This window comes from Rhodococcus sp. 21391, from assembly GCF_016772255.1.
In the GTDB taxonomy this organism is placed as follows: Bacteria; Actinomycetota; Actinomycetes; order Mycobacteriales; family Mycobacteriaceae; genus Rhodococcus_F; species Rhodococcus_F opacus.
Genome location: NZ_CP063783.1, coordinates 358,733 through 380,615, shown reverse-complemented (window position 1 = coordinate 380,615; position 21,883 = coordinate 358,733). Strand labels below are relative to the sequence as shown.

Genomic DNA, 21,883 nt, shown 5'->3' with positions numbered 1-21,883 from the left:
TGGTGGAGTTGTCCGGCACACAGTCCCACTCAGCTCACCTCAAGTGCCGATGGCCCACCCGGTCAGCCGCTGCCAATCCGGGCCGGTCACAGCCGGCGGGTAGGTGCTGCCGAGCACTACCTGCGTAATCACCTGCGGGTTTAGGATTTGTTGCATGGCACATGCGACTGGCGACCCGGACGCCGCCGGTAAGCGCGGTGAACTCAAACGGGTTCTGGGTCCCGGTTTGCTACTCTTCTTCATTGTCGGCGACATTCTCGGTGCGGGGGTCTACGCGGTCACCGGAAGCATGATCGAGAACGTGGGCGGAATGGCCTGGCTTCCGTTTATTCTCGCGTTCATCATTGCAACGCTGACTGCCTTCTCCTACCTCGAACTCGTCACGAAATACCCCCAAGCCGCCGGGGCCGCCCTATACGTGCACAAGGCTTTCGGCATCCATATCGTCACGTTCATTGTTGCGTTCGCCGTCATCTGCTCGGGCATCACGAGTGCGTCGACGTCATCGAATGTCGTCGCAGGTAACCTACTAGCCGGGCTGCACGAAACATTCAGTGATGCAGACGGAGTGGGCTGGTTCGACATTCCGACCGGGGAGACCGCACAACTCGTCGTCGCGCTGCTCTTCATGGGCCTGCTCGCTGTGATCAACCTCCGTGGCGTCGGCGAATCCGTGAAATTGAATGTGGTATTGACCCTCATCGAGATGACCGCGCTCGCAGTCGTCATCGTCATCGGCCTCGTCGCGGCCGGCAGCGGCAGCGCCGAAGGCGACATCGGGAATCTGATGGTATTCGAAGACCCGAACGAGAAGGGATGGTTCCTCGCGGTCACGGTTGCGACCGCCATTGCCTTCTTCGCCATGGTCGGATTCGAGGACTCGGTGAACATGGTCGAGGAGACCAAGAAACCCGAACGCATCTTTCCCAAGATGATGCTCACCGGACTCGGAGTCACCTGTTTGATCTACATCCTGGTCGTTGTCGCGGTCATCGCCGCGCTGCCATTGGACTACGACTCCGGAAGTGAGGGGATCCTGTTGCACGTGGTCCGGCTCGGGGCACCGGGGCTGCCGATCGATGAGATCTTTCCCTATCTGACGGTGTTCGCGGTCGCGAACACCGCACTCATCAACATGCTGATGGCGAGTCGACTGATCTACGGGCTGGCGAAGCAGCAGGTACTCCCGACTGTACTCGGGTCCATCCTACCGGCGCGCCGCTCGCCCTGGGCGGCGATCGTGTTCACGACAAGCATGACTCTTGCGCTCATTGTCGTGGTCAACCAGATGTCCGGGAATTCGGTGGTCGGCGCCCTGTCCGGGACGACCGGGCTGTTGTTGTTGTGCGTATTCGCGGTGGTCAACATCGCGTGCCTCATGCTCAAACGGCGGGCGGACAAAACGTTCTTCCGCGCTCCCGTCTGGGTGCCGGCCGTCGCAGCGGTGCTGTGTCTTTTCCTCGCCGGACCGTGGGCACGTACCGAGGAGCAGATGATCCAATACCGGATCGCCGGCGTGATGCTGGTCGTCGGCATCGTGCTGTGGGCGATCACGTTCGTGATCAACAAGCGCAGCGGGCTCGACACGAAATTCTCCGACATCGACCACCTGGCCGCGGACGAGGGAGCCTGATCCCGCCCATCGCTACGACGGTAGACCGAAGTCCGATCTATTCGTCCCCTCCGTCGTTTCGTCGCCGGTCGCGACCGTGCCGTCCGAATCGTGCGAGTAGGTCGTACTCGTACTCCTGCCACCGCCGCACCTCGCAACTCGTCGGCTCCGAAACCCGGGGGCTGATGTTCACCAAGGGCCACCCTCCTGACTTGCACAGGTAGGAAGGGATTGCCAGGGTTGACGTGGAGTCTGCGCTGGTAGAGAGCTTGCTGGTTCGGGATTTGGCACACTAACGGGTCGGTAGGATCTGGCAGGTGGCGGCGTATATTCGCAAAGTTCGGACTGCATCCGGGGCGACGGCGGTGCAGATCGCGGTCAAGCAGGGCCGCCGCGACAAAGTCGTCGAGCACCTCGGCTCCGCACACACGGACGGCGAGTTGACGGCCCTGCTGCAGACGGCTCGGGAGAGGTTGCAGGCCGGCCAGCAGGAACTCGACCTCGGCCTCGGCGGTGGTGAGCGCGGGTCGGTGATCGCGGCGAAACGATCCCGCTGGCTGATTGAGGTGATCGAGACCGGATGGCGCAGGTTAGGGTTCGATGCGATTGACGACGACGCGTTCTTCCAGTTGGTCCTCGGTCGACTCGTAGAGCCGACCTCGATGAGCGACACCGCCCGAGTCGTCGGCGAGATTGGCCTGACCCCAGCCCACCGCAACACCTACGCCAACGCACTCAAGCGTTGCGCTACGAGCGATTACCAGGATCGTGTCGCCACGAAACGCTTCGAGCATGCCGCGACGACCGGAGGCCTGTCACTGATTCTCTACGACGTGACGACCCTGTATTTCGAGGCGGAGAAGGAAGACGACCTCCGCAAGGTCGGCTACTCGAAGGAACGTCGCGTCGATCCACAGATCGTGGTCGGACTGCTCGTCGACCGGACCGGATTCCCCCTCGAGATCGGCTGTTTCGAGGGCAACAAGGCCGAAACCCACACGATCGTGCCCATGATCCGGCAGTTTCAGACCCGGCACGACATCGCCGGTGTCGAGATGGTCGTCGCCGCGGACGCCGGCATGCTGTCGGCCGGCAACCTCAAGGACCTCGACGACGCCCGCCTGAAGTTCATCGTCGGCTCCCGTGTTACCAAGGCGCCCGCTGATCTGGCGAACCATTTCCATTGGAACGGTGACGTTTTCACCGACGGTCAGATCATCGACACAGTCACCCCGAGGCATGCGAAGAGCACCGTCAACAATGTCCGTCACCGGACCGAACCCGTCTGGGACGCAGCCGGACATCCGAAGTCGTGGCGGGCGGTGTGGCAGTACTCGAAGCGCCGCGCCGTCCGCGACAACCAAACCCTGAACGCCCAAGAAGCCCGGGCCCGCGAGGTCGTCGACGGGGCGAAGGCGCCGAAATCGACGAGGTTCGTCAAGACCACCGCGGGCGGCCGCACCCTCGACAGCGCATCTCTCGATCGAGCCCGGTCGCTGGTCGGGTTGAAAGGCTACGTCACCAACCTCTCCGCTACCCTGATGACACCGGGCGAGGTGATCGGCAAATATCACGACCTCTGGCACGTCGAGCAGTCGTTCCGCATGTCGAAAACTGATCTACGGGCGCGGCCGATGTTCCACCACACCCGAGACGCGATCGAAGCCCACCTCACCGTCGTGTTCACGGCCCTCGCCGTAGCCCGCTACTTGCAAGCCGAGACCGGGATCTCGATCGGACGCATCGTGAAAATCCTCCGGCCGCTGCAAGAAATCAGCCTGACCATCGCCGGTCAACCCCACACCGCCGCCGACCCACTCACCGCCGACGCAGCCCGCATCCTCACCGCACTGGACATCCCGCACTCGTAGTCAGCGTTGGCACACTAAATCTGTGCAAGTCAGGTCGTACTCCTGCCACCGCCGCACCTCGCAACTCGTCGGCTCCGAAACCCGGGGGCTGATGTTCACCAAGGGCCACCCTGCTGTCCCACTCACTCCCGTCCCGCGTGGGTCGGGGTCAGGCATGGATCGCCTTCCTCCTTCTGCTTCTGCTGATTTCGTGTACGGTGAGGCCCTTCTCCGCGACGGGATGGGTCAACCGCAATACCCGGCGTCGTAGTCGTACGTGGCGTCGATAATGTCGGTCTCGAGATTCCCGCCCGGGAACAACTGTCGACCACGCCTGGTCTCCCGGCCTCGACTGCCAGGCTCTGGCCACCGGAGGCCCATTGCTGTGCTGGTCGCAGTCACAATGGCGGTGGCGACCGGTCGACGCCTGCGATCCTCGAGCAAGGAGATCTTCGCGATAGACTCGCAGACGGTGCAACCACTGTCGACTCGAAGGCGGCCGAGGATGAGTGTCATCGTAGTTGCCCGGTTCACCATTTCAGATCTGGAAGCGGCCAAACAGTCCATCAGAGATGGACGCTGCGTTACTCGACGAGATCACGATACGAAACAGTCTGGGATACAACACCATCGGTTCACCGAGGGCATTGGTGAGCACGTCGGCATCGACGAGTGGGACAGGATCGAGTCCTTCCAGGAAATTTTTCGAAGGCGTATGAAGATCACCCAGGTCACCGAGCACGCAGGGGCCCAGGGACACCCGGTTGTTGCTGTGGTGCGCGAGTTCGCGCAGTACATCCGTGACAGCGCCGGCGACAGCGTGATAACCCGCAGCAGGGACCAGAGGTCCGCGGCCTCCACGGTGAGCGTCGGATGTCACTGCGGCCGAGGACTTGCGGCCCTTTTCCGGCACTCCCGGCCGAGGTTCGATGGAGACGTACGAGACGCACGTGAAGAAGAGATCGCAGCACCGGCGACGACGGGAGTGGATGTGAACGGGGAACAGTGGTCGGTGAGCATCGTCATCGACGGGCACAAACCGGACGACGCGGACATGTCGGTGTCGGCGCGGGCCCGCCTACCGAGACCGGACGACACCGCACTCGAGGGCACGGGATCTGCGAGCCTCCATTCGACACATTTCGACGTGGTGACGATCGGCAAGCAGCTCGCCGTCGCCCGCGCACTGGCCGACCTGTCACACCAGTTGTTCGAATCGGCCTCCGAGTACGAGGCGATCACCCGCCGCGCTCTGCGGATCCGACATCGAACGTCAGAGGTGGCTCCCCCTCGCACGTGGTCCTCGGCGACTCACGGCGTCACCCGGGCGGCAACGTAGTCTGTCACGTCGGTGAGTGTGACGAGTTTTCCGTAGTCGGCCTCCGGAATGTCGATCTCGAAGGTCGAATGCAGCCTGACGAGGAATTTCAGCCAATCCAGCTAATCGAGATCCACCTGATCCTGAACCGGCTGGTCGGCGACCACGTTGCCGCCCTCGACTTCGGGTGCGACGTCCTGCGGTGCACGCGTCTATCGCGCCGGCGGGGTCGAGGTCGATGGCGCCTACGATGGTGCGCAGGGCTTGAATCCCGTCTAGGGCGAGCAGGTGATGGCGAATCCGCTTGAAACGCAACGATCGTTGCTCGGGCGCCCCCTGCCTGAAGGTGACAGACCGGGCTCGCCGCACGCTTCTAGGCATTTTGGCCGACACTGGCAACGCACCGCCGCCCAGATCGAAGTATTGTCCGCCTTGTTGTTGATCCGCGTCGGCCAGATCGGACATATTATGCACTTCCGGCACATCACGATCAGTGGTGAACCGGGAAGCGGGAAAAGTTCCGTCGGGCGAGAGCTTGCGCGGATTTACGGCATGGATATTGTGAGCACGGGCGCACTACAGCGAGAATTGGCAGCTTCGCTGGGCGTATCACTTTTGGATGTTAACAAGAGGGCTGAACTTGATCAGTCGATTGATTTGCGTATAGATAGCATTCCGCAGGGGAAGGGCGCGCAGACTACCTCATTGATATTCGATTCTCGACTGGCTTGGCATTTTGTTCCAAATGCATTCAAACTACATCTCATCGTAGACCCCACTGTGGCCGCTGAGAGATTGCACCGGACTCGTGAATCAAGTGTCGGCGGAGCCCACCGCGTGCGACAAACAGAACGTCGCGCAGATCTCGGGCTGGACGGGCCTCGTATTCAGGTCCCGCAGCACCGGGTCGACGTCGACCGACAGACCATGCTCGATATCTCTTGGTGCGCTACCAGTGAACTCCACAATTCGGCGGCACACACACGAGAATCAAAAGGGCAGAAAATCATTGGCCATATTTCGGGCGCGGAACCGCTCTCCGGTGGTCCGCCCCTCCCCTGAGCCACCCGGCGACACCCAGAACAGGAACATACCGCGCCCCGCGCCGCCGTACGACCCGTAGGGCGGCGAGCAGCGTAACGTCCCCGCAACGGGGGACCTGGACTACCTCGGCCTCAGCCCCGAACGAAGGCACGCGAGAACCACACTAACGCCGGCCCCGCGGGTCCACGACCAGCTCCATCACATGGCGACCGGCACGACGGTGAATGTGCACAACGGTCCACCGTTGACATCGTCGGAAGTGTAGGGACTGGCAAGGCCGCGGGTGGACCTCCGACCCGAAGGCGACGACCATGGATCTCAGGACAAGCCCTCCCACCGTGCCACCACCCGCCAAGAAGGTAGGGAACAACATGGCTGCCGACCGTCCGATCGTCGTCGGAACAGACGGATCACCGTCGGCGCTGCAGGCAGTGTCGTGGGCCGCGAAGGAAGCGGCTTGGCGGCGTTGACCTTCACCGGATCCAACGGTGTCGGTGTCCGCCTCCGTGAGGCGGTCGCAGACCGCAACGTCAAGGTGCAACTCGAACTCGGCGGCAAGAACCCCGCCATCGTGCTGGCGGACGCCGAACTCGAGGATGCGGCCGTGCAGGTCGTTCGCGGAGCCATGCTGGCCGCCGGACAGCGGTGCACGGCCACCAGTCGCGTGTATGTTCAGCGCCCGGTGGCCACGGAATTCCGCGAACTGCTGCTCGCCCAGGTCAACCGACTGGTGGTGGGCAACCCGTACGACGAGGCCACCGACATCGGGCCGATGTCCTCACCGGAGCAACGCGACACCGTGGTCGAGTACCTTCGGCTCGCGCACGAGGAGGGTGCGGACATCCTGCTCGGTGGCACGGCAGACGGTGAGGGTTGCTTCCTCGAACCGACGGTGCTGACCGGTGTGGCCCCGTCCAGCCGACTCGTGCGGGAGGAAATCTTCGGCCCGGTGCTCGTCCTGACCGAGGTCGAGGATTTCGACGAAGCGCTGGCCGCGGCGAACGACACCGTGTTCGGCCTGTCGGCCTCGCTGTTCACATCGAACATCTCCAAAGCCATGCAGTTCGTGCGCCGGATCAATTCCGGCCTGGTGCATGTCAATCGGGAGACGGCGAGTGTGGAGCCGCACGTCCCGTTCGGCGGAGTCAAGGCCTCGAGCAGCATGAATCGTGAGCAGGGAAAGGCTGCCCGCACGTTCTTCACCACCACCAAAACGGTCTATCTCAGATCGCCGAACTGACGGGGGCGATCGCACATTTTCGAGATCAATCGCTTGGCCCCAGCACTTTTCAGCACCACCAACGCTTCGACGGAGGAAAATGATGGACCACACTCAGACGTTCTACATCGGCGGCACCTGGGTCGACCCGATCGGCTCGAAGACGCTCGAGGTGATCAACCCGGCGACGGAGAAGCCGATCGCCACGATCGCGATGGGCAACGAGCAGGACGTTGACCTCGCAGTCACCGCCGCACGCACGGCGTTCGACAGTTTCGCGTCGACCACCCCGGCCGAGCGTATCGCCCTGCTGGAGAAGATCATCGAGGTGTACAAGCGGCGTATGAAGGACCTCGCGGCCGCCGTCACCAGCGAGATGGGAGCGCCCACCGGCCTCGCGGGGGCCGCTCAGGCGCCGGCAGGTCTCGGGCACTTCATGGCGACGCTCGACGCCCTCGAGAACTTCACGTTCGAGGAAAAGATCGACACCACGACCGTGGTGCGCGAGCCGGTCGGCGTCTGCGCCTTCATCACCCCATGGAACTGGCCGCTCAACCAGATCGTCGCCAAGGTGGCACCCGCCCTGGCAGCCGGATGCACGATGGTGCTCAAACCGTCGGAGATCGCGCCCCTGAACGCAATCATCTTCGCCGAGATCCTGGACGAAGCCGGGGTTCCCGCAGGCGTCTTCAACCTCGTCAACGGTGATGGCCTGACCGTGGGAACGGCACTGTCCGCGCACCCCGAAGTCGACATGGTCTCGTTCACCGGGTCGACTCGGGCCGGCGTCGAGGTCGCCAAGAACGCGGCACCGACGGTCAAGCGCGTCGCCCAGGAACTCGGCGGCAAGTCGGCCAACATCGTGCTCGACGACGCCGACTTCGAGGACGTCATCACTCGCGACGTCACCGGCATGGTGGTGAACTCGGGCCAGTCCTGCAACGCCGGATCCCGCATCCTCATCCCCGCGGATCGCATGGACGAGGCTGTGGAGATCGCAAAGAAGGCCGCGGCCACCATCGTCGTCGGAGCTCCGGATGCGGAGGGCACGACCGTCGGTCCCGTGGTGTCGCAGGCACAGTTCGACAAGATCCAGGGACTCATCCAGAAGGGCATCGACGAGGGCGGCACGCTCGTCGTCGGTGGCACCGGCCGCCCGGACGGGCTGCAGGAGGGTTACTTCGTCAAGCCCACCGTCTTCGCCGACGTCACCAATGACATGACGATCGCGCAGGAGGAGATCTTCGGGCCGGTGATGATGTTCATCGGCTACGAAGACGAGGACGACGCGGTGCGCATCGCCAACGACACGCAATACGGGCTCGCCGGCATGGTGTCTTCCGGAAACCCCGAACGTGCTCGGAAGGTCGCTCGGCGGATGCGGACCGGAATGGTGCACCTCAACGGTGCCCCGCTGGCCGCCAATGCACCGTTCGGTGGATACAAGCAGTCCGGCAACGGCCGTGAATTCGGCAAGTTCGGTTTGGAGGACTTCCTCGAGGTGAAGGCCATCTTCGGGGACAACCAGAACTGACACACCCACGGGAGGTCGAGCACGCGTGCCCACGGGGCTCGGCCTCCCCCACCGGTTGTGCTCTGTCGATTCGGAAAGGCTCCACGCTATGCAGATCGGGCTTATCGGGCTGGGAAAGATGGGCTTCAACATGCGCGAACGGCTCCGCTGTTCGGGCACCGAGGTCCTCGGTTACGACCCACACGTCAACAGTTCCGACGTCTCGTCCATCGACGCGCTCGTCGAAGCACTCCCCTCACCGTGCATCGTCTGGGTGATGGTTCCGGCGGGTGCGCCGACGCAGGAGACGATCACACACCTGTCACAGGCGCTTTCTCCGGGCGACCTCGTCATCGAAGGAGGCAACTCCCGCTTCATCGACGACATCCACCACGCAAAAGCCCTCGACGCGCGAGGAATCGGGTACATCGACTGCGGTGTGTCCGGCGGAATCTGGGGCCTCGAGAACGGCTACGCGTTGATGGTGGGCGGATCCGAGGAACACGTCGACAGGGCGATGCCGCTCTTCGACGCCCTCCGCCCGGAAGGCCCGCGCAGCGAAGGATTCGTACACGCGGGACCCATTGGAGCAGGTCATTATTCAAAGATGGTGCACAACGGAATCGAGTACGGCCTGATGCAGGCGTACGCGGAGGGCTTCGAGCTGCTCGAGGCCACGGAACTCGTCGAGAACGTCCCGGCAGTGATCGAGGCCTGGAGCCGTGGCACCGTGGTGCGATCGTGGCTCCTCGACCTCCTCGTACGCGCCCTCAAAGACGATCCCGAGCTGTCCGGGATCTCCGGCTGGACCCAAGACTCCGGAGAAGGCCGATGGACCGTCGAAGAGGCCATCCGCAATGCCGTTCCGGTACCGGTCATCTCGGCTGCACTCTTCGCCCGGTTCGCCAGCAGGCAGGAAACCTCACCGTCGATGAAGGCAGTCTCCGCCCTGCGGAATCAGTTCGGTGGACACTCCACGAGCAGCGCCGACGCTGCACACGATCAGGTGAAGGCAGCGGCCCGATGACCGTGAGCCGCCGGGAGAAGCCGGACCGCAATCTCGCCCTCGAACTGGTCCGCGTAACGGAAGCAGCCGCGATGGCCGCTGGACGCTGGGTGGGACGGGGCGACAAGATCGGCGGCGACGGCGCCGCAGTCGACGCAATCCGGCAGCTCATCAATTCCGTGACCATGCGCGGAGTCGTCGTGATCGGCGAGGGAGAGAAAGACAACGCCCCCATGCTCTACAACGGTGAGTGCGTCGGAACCGGCGACGGTCCCGAGTGCGATGTCGCGGTCGACCCGGTGGATGGCACGACGATGATGTCCAAGGGAATGTCCAATGCCATCGCCGTGCTCGCGGTGTCCGAGCGCGGAACGATGTTCGATCCGTCTGCGGTGTTCTACATGGAGAAGATCGCGGTCGGTCCCGATGCCGCCGACGTCATCGACATCACCGCGCCGGTCCACGAGAACATCCGACGGGTGGCACGAGCGAAGAAGTCGTCGGTCTCGGACGTAACAGTGGCCGTACTCGACCGGCTCCGCCACGGCGACCTCATCAATACCGTGCGAGACGCCGGAGCCAGGGTCCAACTGCTGGCGGACGGAGATGTCGCCGGCGCCATCGCGGCCGCGGATCCACGTTCGGCACCGGACATGCTGCTGGGGATCGGCGGCACCCCCGAGGGCGTGATCGCAGCAGCGGCCCTGCGATGCATGGGAGGCGCGATCCAGGGACGGCTCGCCCCCACCAACGAGGCCGAACGCCGGCGAGCGATCGACGCAGGCCACGACCTCGACCGGGTGCTTCATACCGAAGATCTCGTTTCCGGAGACAACGTGTTCTTCTGCGCGACGGGCGTCACCGACGGTGACCTCCTCCGCGGGGTCCGATACGCCGCCGGCGGAGCGTCCACCCAGTCGATCGTCATGCGATCCAAGTCCGGCACGGTCCGGATGATCGACGGACAACACAGTCTGAACAAACTCCGTGAGTACTCCGCGGTGGACTTCCACGGCTGACGACCCACTTCGTACACACAGAAAAGCAGGAAACGCACATGACCGCAGAACTCAAGCTCGGGTACAAGGCGTCGGCGGAACAGTTCGGCCCACGTGAACTGGTCGAACTCTCAGTGCTCGCCGAAAGTCATGGACTCGACAGCGCCATGGTGAGCGACCACTTCCAGCCGTGGCGGCACAAGGGTGGCCACGCCCCGTTCTCCCTGGCGTGGATGACGGCCGTCGGTGAGCGGACCACAAGGATCCAGCTCGGCACCTCGGTTCTGACACCGACATTCCGGTACAACCCCGCAGTCATCGCGCAAGCATTCGCCACGATGGGACTGCTCTATCCCGGCCGGGTGATGCTCGGGGTCGGCACCGGTGAGGCGCTCAACGAAATCGCGACCGGGTTCGAAGGCGATTGGCCCGACTTCAAGGAACGCTTTGCCCGCCTGCGCGAATCCGTGCAACTCATGCGCGAACTGTGGAAGGGCGGCCGGGTCGACTTCGAAGGTCAGTACTACCGCACCACCGGCGCCTCGATCTATGACGTACCCGTAGAAGGCATTCCGGTGTACATCGCAGCAGGCGGTCCGGTCGTCGCCCGCTACGCCGGCCGTGCGGGTGACGGATTCATCTGCACCTCCGGTAAAGGCATGGAGCTCTACAACGACAAACTGATGCCAGCCGTCGCCGAGGGCGCGCAGAAAGCCGAACGGAAGGTCGAGGACATCGATCGCCTGATCGAGATCAAAATTTCCTACGACACTGATCCCGCACAAGCACTGGAGAACACCCGATTCTGGGCGCCGCTGTCCCTGACACCCGAGCAGAAACATGACATCACCGACCCGATCGAGATGGAGGCCGCCGCGGATGCGCTCCCCATCGAGCAGGTCGCGAAGCGGTGGATCGTGGGCGCCGACCCGGACGCAGTGGTCGAGGCGATCAAGCCCTACATCGACGCAGGGCTGAACCACCTGGTGTTCCACGCTCCCGGTCACGACCAGAAGCGCTTCCTTGAGTTGTTCGAACGTGACCTGGCGCCCCGGCTGCGGGGGCTCGGCTAACTCACCCAGCCCGTCACCGCACCGTCCAGCCAGACACCGCGGTGACCGTCACCGCACACGTCCAGCCATAGACAGTGCGATGACCGTCGGCGGCGCACCAGGTGTGCGGCCCTACAGGAGTGACTGGAAGTTCCCACCACTCACCTGGGCCGTACGTCACCACCGCCTGGTGCGCCGCTGTACGACTTCTTCAGCGGCACCTACCTATGCCCCCAGAGCCGATGCAGTCGCTCCACCACCCTGACGACCAAGGAGATCACGTGAAGCGAGTGGGCGTCATCGACGGCGGGACAATGGGGGCAGGGATCACGGAAGTAGTTGCGCGAGCATGCAATTCAGTGACCATCATCGAACGCGACACCACCTCGGCCACTGCGCAACGGACCGTATCCAGTCGTCCCTTGCCCGTGCGGTCAAGTCGGGACGACTCGACACCAACGCCTCGGCAGATATCTCCGCGAGAATCAACGTCACACTCGGTATCGAAGACTTCGCGGACCACAACCTCGTGATCGAAGCCGCTCCCGAGATCGAAGCCGTGAAGCTCGACCTCTTCCGCACCCTCGACGACATCGTCGGCCCATCGGCAATTCTGGCAACAAATACCTCCGCCATTCCGGTCATCCGGCTCGCAAACGCCACCCGAAACCCCGGGCGGGTGATCGGCATCCACTTCTTCAACTCAGTGCCCGTCCTGCCGCTCATCGAGATCGTCGTCAGCCTCACCACCGCAGAACACGTGGTGGTCGACCACGTCACTACCTACGTACAAGAGCGGCTGGGAATAAGGACCATCCGCTCGGGGGACCGGGCAAGTTTCGTGGTCAATGCCTGCTGATTCCGTACCCGGTCAATTCGATCAAAATGCTCGAAACCGGATTCGCCAGCCGGGAGGATATTGACGAAGGCATGACCAGTGGCTCTGCCCATCCTCTTGGACCTCTGACACTGTGCGACAGAATCGGCCTCGATGTCGTACTCGCGATCACCGAATCGCTGCACGCCGAGTTCCGGGAGCAACAACACCGTCCGCCGCCGTTGTTACAGCGCATGGTCGATGCCGGCCGTCTCGGTAAGAAGACGGGCCAAGGGTTCTACTCCTACACATAGTCCAGACCGTCCGTCGAGAAATGGGCGGCCAGAATCAGTCCCGGCACCGACAGCAGTCGAGTGCCCATATTCCCGACCCCGCAATAGGAGACTTCTGCCCGTGTCGATCACAGACGACATCCACGTCCTCACGCAACCGGTTCACCCCGCCGACTGGACCGAACTGGACACCAAGGCCGTCGACACCATCCGGGTGCTCGCCGCGGACGCGGTGCAGAAGGTGGGTAACGGCCACCCCGGCACGGCCATGAGCCTCGCGCCCCTCGCCTACACCCTGTTCCAGCGCGTCATGCGCCACGACCCCACCGATGTCGACTGGATCGGCCGCGACCGGTTCGTGCTGTCCTGCGGGCACTCCAGTCTCACCCTTTACATTCAGCTGTACCTCGCCGGCTACGGGCTCGAACTCGACGACCTGGAAGCATTGCGCACCTGGGGCTCGAAGACCCCCGGACACCCCGAGCACGGCCACACCCGCGGCGTCGAGATCACCACCGGTCCGCTGGGTCAGGGACTCGCCTCCGCCGTGGGCATGGCCATGGCCGCCCGCCGTGAGCGCGGCCTCTTCGACCCCGAGCCCGCGCTCGGCGACAGCCCGTTCGATCACCACATCTACGTGATCGCCTCCGACGGGGACATCGAGGAGGGCGTCACCTCCGAGGCCTCCTCCATCGCCGGCGTCCAGCAGCTCGGCAACCTGACGCTGATCTACGACGACAACAAGATCTCCATCGAGGACGACACCGCGATCGCGCTGTCCGAGGACACCGCCGCCCGCTACGAGGCGTACGGCTGGCACGTGCAGATCGTCGAGGGTGGCGAGAACGTCGTCGCCATCGAAGAGGCCCTGAACAAGGCCCGCGAGGTCACCGACAAGCCGTCGATGATCCTGCTCCGCACGATCATCGGCTTCCCCGCACCGACCAAGATGAACACGGGCGCGGCGCACGGCGCCGCCCTCGGTGCCGACGAGGTCGCGGCCGTGAAGAAGGCTCTCGGCTTCGATCCGGACAAGACGTTCGAGGTCGCCGACGAAGTCATCGCCCACACCCGCAAGGTCGTCGAGCGCGGCGCGCAGGCACACAAGGAATGGCAGGCCCAGTACGACGAGTGGACGCAGCGCGCCCCCGAGGGCAAGAAGCTGCTCGACCGTCTGATCGGCCGCGACCTGCCCGCCGGCTGGGCCGACGTCCTCCCCACCTGGGAGCCGGATCCCAAGGGAGTCGCGACCCGCAAGGCGTCTGCCGCCGTCCTCAACGCCGTCGGACCGGTGCTCCCCGAACTGTGGGGCGGCTCCGCCGACCTCGCCGAGAGCAACAACACCACGATCAAGGGCGCCGATTCCTTCGGTCCCGAAGCCATCTCCACCCGGATGTGGACGGCCCAGCCGTATGGCCGGACCCTGCACTTCGGGGTCCGCGAACACGCCATGGGCTCAATCCTCAACGGAATCGCGCTGCACGGGCCGACCCGCCCGTACGGCGGCACCTTCCTCGTCTTCAGCGACTACATGCGTCCCGCCGTGCGGCTCGCCGCGATCATGAAGACCCCGGTCACCTATGTGTGGACGCACGACTCCATCGGACTCGGCGAGGACGGGCCCACCCACCAGCCGATCGAGCACCTCGCCGCGCTGCGCGCGATCCCCGGCCTGTACGTCGTGCGGCCCGGCGACGCCAACGAGACCGCCCACGCCTGGCGCGCCGTCCTCGAGAAGGGCGCCGACGAGGCCACCCGCGCTCCCGCCGGCCTCGCCCTGACCCGCCAGGACCTGCCCGTCCTCGAGGGCACCAGCTACGAGGGTGTCTCCCGCGGCGGCTACGTCCTCGCCGACGCCTCCACCGGCGCACCGGAGGTCGTGCTCATCGGCACCGGGTCCGAGCTGCAGCTCGCCGTGGCCGCCCGCGAGACCCTCGAGGCCGACGGCATCCCCACCCGAGTCGTGTCCATGCCCTGCGTCGAATGGTTCGACGCCCAGGACCAGGCCTACCGCGACGGCGTCCTCCCCCCGACGGTCAAGGCGCGGGTCTCCGTCGAAGCCGGCATCTCCATGCCCTGGTACCGCTTCGTCGGCGACGCGGGCGAAATCGTGTCCATCGAGCACTTCGGCGCGTCCGCCGACTACAAGACCCTGTTCCGCGAGTTCGGTTTCACCGCCGAAGCCGTCACCGCCGCCGCACAGCGCTCACTCGCACATGCCAAGCGCTCTCGGCACTCTCCGCCTCCGCTGACGAGCAATTCTACCCCAGCTACCAGAGCGAACTGACTACGCACACAATGCCTAGCCGTACACGAACCGGCAGTCCGTGTGCCCCGGAGTCAGCCAGTCCTCGTACCACACGCAAATCCCTTTCAGTTCTGGTCCGCTCCGCCGTGAATGTGAATAACAAGCATTTCCGTTACTCGGCGTACCCCAAAGCGATGCCTGCAGTGCCGGTATCCCCTGGGCCCTTTCGATTTCGGGGATGGCCACGGGAGTTGCGGCAACGGCCGCCGATATCGTCGACAGGTACCTCATCGGTTCGTCAAGGAGATGAAGATGTCCAAGGACCTACCCGCGGGAGCGTTCAACAGTACATCGTCGCAAGCGGCCCCGATAGCGATGCAGATTCACTCGTACCGCAGGCTGCAGCCGAATCCGCTACGCCGGCCGCGGACGCTGCGAAACACCCGCAGTTCTCCACCCGGGTGGAGCCCGAACTGCTGCGGCAGGTGAAAATCGAAGTAGCCACCCGCGGAACGACGTTGCAGGCAGCGACGGGCGAAGCATTCCGGCTGTGGCTATCCTCCAGGTAGGCCCGCATCCGAGCATGAGACACATCCACGTGAGTGTGATTGTCTCACTTCATTCTTTCGGAAACGTCACCACCACAACGGGGATCTCGTGATGCCCCGTCCACCGCGAGCGCGCGAGATCAAGCCAGCAGGAAACCGCTGGGTGGTAGAACCGACACACGCCTCGATGAGCAGCTTCGGCAAACTCCGCAGCCGTACCGACAGATCCGCCCCCGGTCGTCGACTCCTACTTTGCTCTCGCCGCGACCGTGACCGTACGCCGGCGTCTGATCAACAACGCGCGCAACCTCTACCGCTCGCCCAACCTGTTCGGCTGATAGCTTGGCGCGGTTACGAACCGCGCAAGCTGACATGTGTGCACAACACACGGAAAGACTTACTCACCAATTGATTACCCAAATGTTGTTAATCAACAACGTTCAAAACCGATTCCAAATCGGACGAAACAGACACCCGCGCAACACCGACACCCCGTCGCCGGCACTCCCCCGACACGTCGCCGACACCCCCACATGTCATCAGACCAGGTCACAACACCATTACGCCCCCAACAGCACACACGGCTCGCACCCCGGAAGTCGGGTGCGGGCCGTACACGGAGAGAGGCGAACTAGGTAGCTAAGAGCGGCGTAGCCGGGTTTTGGAGTCAAGTTTTGTGGTGTTCGGGTCATGTTCGACTGCTTGATATTTCAGGCCGCGAGTTGCGCTGTGTCGGTAAGGGTGTCGACGGCGATGCGGTAGGCGGTCGCAACCGCTCGGAGGCGGCCGGGAGTGGTTGTCGGGGCGGCGAGTTCGGACAGACCCGTGCGTAGGACCCGATCGTGGACACAGGTGAGGAACTTCGCGGTGTCGAGTCCGAGGTCGGTGACCTGGTAGCGGTGGGTGCCCTGGATCCGGACGATGAGGTTGCGGGTCTTCAGGCGGCGCAGGTCGTAGGTCATCTGCCCGGTGGACACCGTGCCCGGGTCGAGTCCGCGCAGCTCGCCGGTGAGGTTGCGCAGGTCCTTGTTGGTGAAACCGTTCGGGTGCAGCCGGAAGACCAGCAGCGCAGACAGCAGGGCGTGGCTGCGCCCGTCGGCGAATCGCAGTCCCGGCACTCGGGTGCCGGCGGCGGTGGTGACGGGCCCGGTGATGGTGGTGAGGGCGTCGGCACCGGTGATCGGGTCGTGACTGAGTCGTTGGACGCGCAGCAGGCGGCGGTTGGCGTGAAAGCCGATCTCCCGCAGGGCGGGCAGATGTGTCAGTCGTTTCCCGATGTGGAAATCGCGGGTGTCGTTGATGGTGGTTTCGGTGCGTAGAGCCCGTCCCTCCTTGTGATACTGCTTGATGGTGGTGTGTTTGTAGTCGACGTGCAGGCTGGGGGTGACGCCCTCGGTGATCACCCGCGTGCGGAATCGTCCCGGGGTGGCCCGCGGCCCCCGGCGCATCAACCTGCGGTCGAAGACCAACGTGACCTGGTCCGGGCGACCGACGTCGAGATTGTCGCGGATGACCTGCTCGAAGAACACCCGCCCGGAGACCGGCGCGTCGAGCATCTGGGTCAGGGAGAACTCCGCCTGCAGCACCGACAGGTCGTAGCGGTAGCCCGCGTCCCGATCGGCGTCGGTGAACGGATCGGGCAGGATGGTCAGCCACTTCCGGAGCAGAGCATCGATGCGTGGACCGGTGAGCCGGTCGCAGATCGCCTGCAGCGCGTCCGGATCGTCGACGGCAGCGAAGGCGTTGTCGAGTGCGGTGAACCCGAGCCCGGCTCTCGCCGCCTGACGCTGGGCCCAGTGGTGGCCGTTGATACACAGTTTGGCGTTGTAGGGAAAGTACGAGCAGAACTTGAGGAAGAACGGGCCGAAGTCGGCGTCGACGCAATAGAAGTAGTAATGGTTGACCACGCCGGTGGACTTGACGATCCACGGATAACTCTTGCCGGCGGCGTCGCGGCGCTTCTCGGTGCGGAACAACGGCGTCCTCTCCTGCGCCCGTCCGATGAACACCACCCCCTCGGGCGCAGCAAAATGCTCGAGATACTCGTGCATCACATCGTCCTTGCGCTGGCCCCTGGCGAAGTCCACCCACGGGATGCGGCGAGTGTCGGCGAAACGGTGCACCGCCGCAGCGAAGCGGTCGGTGATCCTGGCCAACGGGGCGGTCGAGGCGACCGGCAACCCGAGCTGTCGGTGCACGTAGGCGACCAGGCCCGGGGCGTACTGCAAACCGGGGACGTAGACGTTCAGGTACATCCGGTCGATGCACTCGACCTCGAAGAGCGTGTGCGTGGTCAACACGTCGGCGACGCTGCGCGGTAGGGTCATGATGAGCTCCGGACGATCGGGCGGCCAGTAGGCCAACCAACCGCTACGACGGTTCATACACCCGATCGACGTCGTCGACCAGGGTCATCACCCCGACCGGCCGGAGCCCCCGGACCGCAGCGGTCACCACACGACTCGTCGGGCTGGGGCGAAGCCCCGGTAGTACTACAGTCGCGTTTAGGGCAGGTGCCCTCGGGCTCGGTAGTGGCATTGTCGGGCTCGGTGTTGATGGCGGCGGCGCCACTGGGAGCGTGCGAGGACGTGGCGGGGATCGGGTAGATACGTCCAGATCAGGTGGCAGAGCAACCGTCGGATCTCGGGCACGCTCAGTGCGATCAACTCACTGTCGTCGCCGGGTTCTCGGGCACGCTCAGTGCGATCAACTCACTGTCGTCGCCGGGTTCTCGGGCCCCCTTTTTGACCGGGTGACGGTGAGGAACGTGTGCGCGAGCATCGAGAGGGTGATGTGGCGGTACCAGCCCGTGTACTGCCGAACCTGGTAGTGGTCGAGGCCCGTCTGGCCCTTCGCAGTCTGGAAGGTTTCCTTTATCGCCCAACGTGTTCCGGCGACGGTGACCAATTCGGTCAAGGTGGTGCGCGCCGGGCAGTGGCACAGGTAGTACGCCAGATCCTCCGGGTCGGTGCGACTGCGACGGGCCAGGAGCCAGTACACCGTCGTCGGCCAGTTCACCCCGCGCACCGGTGTGCGCGCCCAGTCGTAGAGTCGCTCGCCTTTCGCGCCGTCACCGGCCGAGCGGGTCCGCCACGCCTGGGCAGGCAACGCCGCGATCGCCTCGTCGGCACGGAGCTCGGCGCCGTCGACGGTAATGACGTGTTGGTTCACCGAAGTAGCTAGCACGTAGGACAGTCCGAGTTCCTCGCAACGGGCACGGAGCCGGTGCACCTGCCCGTATACGGCATCTCCGGTGACCCATCGTGCCGGCACACCGGCGGCGACGGCGCGTTCGAGCATCGCGATCGCCAGCTCGGGTTTGGTCGCGAACTTACGCTCGGCGGGGATCCCGGCCTGCGCGCACCGGTCACGGTCGGCGGTCCAGGCTGTGGGCAGGTACAACTCTCGGTCGATCAGCGTTCGACTCGCCGGGGTGGCATAGGTCAAGAACACCCCGATCTGGCAGTTCTCGACCCGGCCCGCGGTCCCCGAGTACTGGCGGGCCACCCCGGCAGTATTCCGGCACGGCCGGGCGGATCGAGAACAGCCAGATCGGGGTGTTTCTCGCCTACGCCTCCGACCGGGGTCGGGCGCTGATCGATCGCGAGTTGTATCTTCCGAGGGCCTGGACCGAGGACCGCGATCGGTGCCGGACCGCCGGGATCGGCGACGAGGTGGCTTTCGCGACGAAACCCGAACTGGCGCAGATGATGATCGAACGGGCTCTCGATGCCGGGGTGCCGTTCGGGTGGTTTACCGGTGACGAGGCCTACGGGCAGGTCGGCAAGCTCCGGCTCTGGCTCGAATCCCGTGGTGTGGCCCATGTTCTCGCCGTCCCGAAGTCGCAGATGGTGATCTCGATGGAGTTGCGCCAGCGCCGCGCCCACGCCGTGATCGCCGACCTGCCGGCGACCGCGTGGCAGCGGATCAACTGCGGCGACGGCGCCCACGGACCCAGGCTCTACGACTGGGCGGTCGTAGACATTCGTCCACTGCGCGAATGGGGTCGCGGCCACTGGCTGCTGGCCCGCCGGTCGATCACCGACCCCGACGAGATTGCCTACTACATCTGCTATGGCCCCGCCGACACCGGTCCCGCCGAGCTGGTCCGGGTGGCCGGCAGTCGCTGGGCGATCGAGGAGTGCTTTCAGACCACCAAGAACGAGACCGGACTCGATCACTATCAGGTGCGTGGGTACCCGGCCTGGTACCGGCACATCACCTTGTCGATGGCCGCGGCTGCCTTCCTGACGATCCTGCGCCGCGGCGCTCAAAAAGGGGATCTGAAACCGGTACCCGAGATCTAATTCCTCTGACAATCAACGAGATCCGGCGATTGTTCAACCGCGTCGCCTGCCCGGTGCGACACGCTCTCCTCCATGTCTGGCACTGGTCGAACTGGCGCCGAGCCAGCCAGGCCAGGGCCCGCGCCAGCCACTACAAACATCGAGATCACAAACTGTCGTTGCAGTACTACCGGGGCTTCGCCCCAGCCCGACGAGTCGTGTGGTGACCGCTGCGGTCCGGGGGCTCCGGCCGGTCGGGGTGATGACCCTGGTCGACGACGTCGATCGGGTGTATGAACCGTCGTAGCGGTTGGTTGGCCTACTGGCCGCCCGATCGTCCGGAGCTCATCATGACCCTACCGCGCAGCGTCGCCGACGTGTTGACCACGCACACGCTCTTCGAGGTCGAGTGCATCGACCGGATGTACCTGAACGTCTACGTCCCCGGTTTGCAGTACGCCCCGGGCCTGGTCGCCTACGTGCACCGACAGCTCGGGTTGCCGGTCGCCTCGACCGCCCCGTTGGCCAGGATCACCGACCGCTTCGCTGCGGCGGTGCACCGTTTCGCCGACACTCGCCGCATCCCGTGGGTGGACTTCGCCAGGGGCCAGCGCAAGGACGATGTGATGCACGAGTATCTCGAGCATTTTGCTGCGCCCGAGGGGGTGGTGTTCATCGGACGGGCGCAGGAGAGGACGCCGTTGTTCCGCACCGAGAAGCGCCGCGACGCCGCCGGCAAGAGTTATCCGTGGATCGTCAAGTCCACCGGCGTGGTCAACCATTACTACTTCTATTGCGTCGACGCCGACTTCGGCCCGTTCTTCCTCAAGTTCTGCTCGTACTTTCCCTACAACGCCAAACTGTGTATCAACGGCCACCACTGGGCCCAGCGTCAGGCGGCGAGAGCCGGGCTCGGGTTCACCGCACTCGACAACGCCTTCGCTGCCGTCGACGATCCGGACGCGCTGCAGGCGATCTGCGACCGGCTCACCGGTCCACGCATCGATGCTCTGCTCCGGAAGTGGCTGACCATCCTGCCCGATCCGTTCACCGACGCCGATCGGGACGCGGGCTACCGCTACGACCTGTCGGTGCTGCAGGCGGAGTTCTCCCTGACCCAGATGCTCGACGCGCCGGTCTCCGGGCGGGTGTTCTTCGAGCAGGTCATCCGCGACAATCTCGACGTCGGTCGCCCGGACCAGGTCACGTTGGTCTTCGACCGCAGGTTGATGCGCCGGGGGCCGCGGGCCACCCCGGGACGATTCCGCACGCGGGTGATCACCGAGGGCGTCACCCCCAGCCTGCACGTCGACTACAAACACACCACCATCAAGCAGTATCACAAGGAGGGACGGGCTCTACGCACCGAAACCACCATCAACGACACCCGCGATTTCCACATCGGGAAACGACTGACACATCTGCCCGCCCTGCGGGAGATCGGCTTTCACGCCAACCGCCGCCTGCTGCGCGTCCAACGACTCAGTCACGACCCGATCACCGGTGCCGACGCCCTCACCACCATCACCGGGCCCGTCACCACCGCCGCCGGCACCCGAGTGCCGGGACTGCGATTCGCCGACGGGCGCAGCCACGCCCTGCTGTCTGCGCTGCTGGTCTTCCGGCTGCACCCGAACGGTTTCACCAACAAGGACCTGCGCAACCTCACCGGCGAGCTGCGCGGACTCGACCCGGGCACGGTGTCCACCGGGCAGATGACCTACGACCTGCGCCGCCTGAAGACCCGCAACCTCATCGTCCGGATCCAGGGCACCCACCGCTACCAGGTCACCGACCTCGGACTCGACACCGCGAAGTTCCTCACCTGTGTCCACGATCGGGTCCTACGCACGGGTCTGTCCGAACTCGCCGCCCCGACAACCACTCCCGGCCGCCTCCGAGCGGTTGCGACCGCCTACCGCATCGCCGTCGACACCCTTACCGACACAGCGCAACTCGCGGCCTGAAATATCAAGCAGTCGAACATGACCCGGACACCACAAAACTTGACTCCAAAACCCGGCTACGCCGCTCTTAGCTACCTAGGGCGTGTCTCCCAATGATTTGGGGTGTTGTGCT

Annotated in this window: 12 protein-coding genes and 5 pseudogenes; 14 read left to right on the top strand and 3 right to left on the bottom strand. The window is 64.5% G+C overall.

Annotation, left to right across the window (positions count from 1 at the left end; genetic code table 11):
- Positions 1 to 154: 154 nt before the first annotated feature.
- Both GO592_RS43875 and GO592_RS43870 read left to right on the top strand, forming a co-directional pair.
- Complete coding sequence (locus GO592_RS43875) at positions 155 to 1,633, top strand: APC family permease (protein ID WP_007296757.1); 1,479 nt, start codon at positions 155 to 157, stop codon at positions 1,631 to 1,633.
- Between the two features lie 296 nt (positions 1,634 to 1,929).
- Positions 1,930 to 3,483 (top strand): IS1634 family transposase, encoded by a 1,554-nt coding sequence (locus tag GO592_RS43870; protein WP_039950968.1) that lies wholly within the window; start codon positions 1,930 to 1,932, stop codon positions 3,481 to 3,483.
- Positions 3,484 to 4,000: 517 nt separating this feature from the next.
- Here the strand turns inward: GO592_RS43870 and GO592_RS43865 are convergent.
- Positions 4,001 to 4,375 carry a hypothetical protein gene (locus GO592_RS43865; protein ID WP_007296760.1) on the bottom strand — a complete coding sequence of 125 codons (375 nt, stop codon included), beginning with the start codon at positions 4,373 to 4,375 and terminating at the stop codon, positions 4,001 to 4,003.
- Between the two features lie 78 nt (positions 4,376 to 4,453).
- Between GO592_RS43865 and GO592_RS43860 the strand changes: the two genes are divergently transcribed.
- From GO592_RS43860 to tkt, 10 genes and pseudogenes are all read left to right on the top strand, one after another.
- Entirely contained in the window at positions 4,454 to 4,801 is a 348-nt protein-coding gene (locus GO592_RS43860) for a dsRBD fold-containing protein (RefSeq protein WP_237720382.1), read from the top strand.
- A 270-nt stretch (positions 4,802 to 5,071) separates the two neighbouring features.
- The gene (locus tag GO592_RS43855) at positions 5,072 to 5,842 is read left to right on the top strand and encodes an AAA family ATPase (RefSeq protein ID WP_082324895.1); all 771 of its coding nucleotides are present in this window, start codon (positions 5,072 to 5,074) and stop codon (positions 5,840 to 5,842) included.
- Positions 5,843 to 6,195: 353 nt separating this feature from the next.
- A pseudogene (locus GO592_RS43850) lies at positions 6,196 to 6,288 on the top strand (universal stress protein); the annotation flags it as partial.
- Positions 6,282 to 7,064: pseudogene (locus GO592_RS43845) on the top strand (aldehyde dehydrogenase family protein); the annotation flags it as partial. The pseudogenes GO592_RS43850 and GO592_RS43845, both read left to right, overlap by 7 nt.
- Positions 7,065 to 7,146: 82 nt before the next feature.
- Positions 7,147 to 8,577, top strand: a complete 1,431-nt coding sequence (locus tag GO592_RS43840) for an aldehyde dehydrogenase family protein (RefSeq protein ID WP_202715317.1) — start codon at positions 7,147 to 7,149, stop codon at positions 8,575 to 8,577.
- Between the two features lie 55 nt (positions 8,578 to 8,632).
- Entirely contained in the window at positions 8,633 to 9,583 is a 951-nt protein-coding gene (gnd, locus tag GO592_RS43835) for a phosphogluconate dehydrogenase (NAD(+)-dependent, decarboxylating) (RefSeq protein ID WP_082324894.1), read from the top strand.
- Positions 9,580 to 10,581, top strand: a complete 1,002-nt coding sequence (glpX, locus tag GO592_RS43830; protein WP_128642699.1) for a class II fructose-bisphosphatase — start codon at positions 9,580 to 9,582, stop codon at positions 10,579 to 10,581. The genes gnd and glpX overlap by 4 nt, the downstream gene beginning before the upstream one ends.
- A gap of 38 nt (positions 10,582 to 10,619) precedes the next feature.
- Positions 10,620 to 11,633, top strand: coding sequence for a glucose-6-phosphate dehydrogenase (coenzyme-F420) (fgd, locus tag GO592_RS43825; protein ID WP_202715302.1), 1,014 nt, complete (start codon positions 10,620 to 10,622; stop codon positions 11,631 to 11,633).
- Positions 11,634 to 11,893: 260 nt separating this feature from the next.
- Positions 11,894 to 12,743 (top strand): annotated as a pseudogene (locus GO592_RS43820) (3-hydroxybutyryl-CoA dehydrogenase).
- A gap of 100 nt (positions 12,744 to 12,843) precedes the next feature.
- Positions 12,844 to 15,009 (top strand): transketolase, encoded by a 2,166-nt coding sequence (gene tkt / locus GO592_RS43815; protein WP_202715301.1) that lies wholly within the window; start codon positions 12,844 to 12,846, stop codon positions 15,007 to 15,009.
- A 1,219-nt stretch (positions 15,010 to 16,228) separates the two neighbouring features.
- Here the strand turns inward: tkt and GO592_RS43810 are convergent.
- Both GO592_RS43810 and GO592_RS43805 read right to left on the bottom strand, forming a co-directional pair.
- A complete protein-coding gene (locus GO592_RS43810) occupies positions 16,229 to 17,845 on the bottom strand; it encodes a hypothetical protein (RefSeq protein WP_202715299.1) in 1,617 nt (538 codons plus the stop codon).
- Between the two features lie 379 nt (positions 17,846 to 18,224).
- Positions 18,225 to 19,034 (bottom strand): annotated as a pseudogene (locus GO592_RS43805) (IS701 family transposase); the annotation flags it as partial.
- On the opposite strand from GO592_RS43805, the pseudogene GO592_RS43800 reads away from it, so the two are divergent.
- Positions 19,019 to 19,825, top strand: a pseudogene (locus GO592_RS43800) (IS701 family transposase); the annotation flags it as partial. The pseudogenes GO592_RS43805 and GO592_RS43800 overlap by 16 nt on opposite strands.
- 329 nt (positions 19,826 to 20,154) lie before the next feature.
- A complete protein-coding gene (locus GO592_RS43795; RefSeq protein WP_202715299.1) occupies positions 20,155 to 21,771 on the top strand; it encodes a hypothetical protein in 1,617 nt (538 codons plus the stop codon).
- Positions 21,772 to 21,883: the final 112 nt, after the last annotated feature.

Bases quoted from the DNA above. Each gene is read 5' to 3' on its own strand.
- GO592_RS43875 (WP_007296757.1), top strand. From the start codon at position 155: ATGGCACATGCGACTGGCGACCCGGACGCCGCCGGTAAGCGCGGTGAA.
- GO592_RS43855 (WP_082324895.1), top strand. From the start codon at position 5,072: ATGGCGAATCCGCTTGAAACGCAACGATCGTTGCTCGGGCGCCCCCTG.
- GO592_RS43840 (WP_202715317.1), top strand. From the start codon at position 7,147: ATGGACCACACTCAGACGTTCTACATCGGCGGCACCTGGGTCGACCCG.
- glpX (WP_128642699.1), top strand. From the start codon at position 9,580: ATGACCGTGAGCCGCCGGGAGAAGCCGGACCGCAATCTCGCCCTCGAA.
- fgd (WP_202715302.1), top strand. From the start codon at position 10,620: ATGACCGCAGAACTCAAGCTCGGGTACAAGGCGTCGGCGGAACAGTTC.
- GO592_RS43810 (WP_202715299.1), bottom strand. From the start codon at position 17,845: ATGACCCTACCGCGCAGCGTCGCCGACGTGTTGACCACGCACACGCTC.
- GO592_RS43795 (WP_202715299.1), top strand. From the start codon at position 20,155: ATGACCCTACCGCGCAGCGTCGCCGACGTGTTGACCACGCACACGCTC.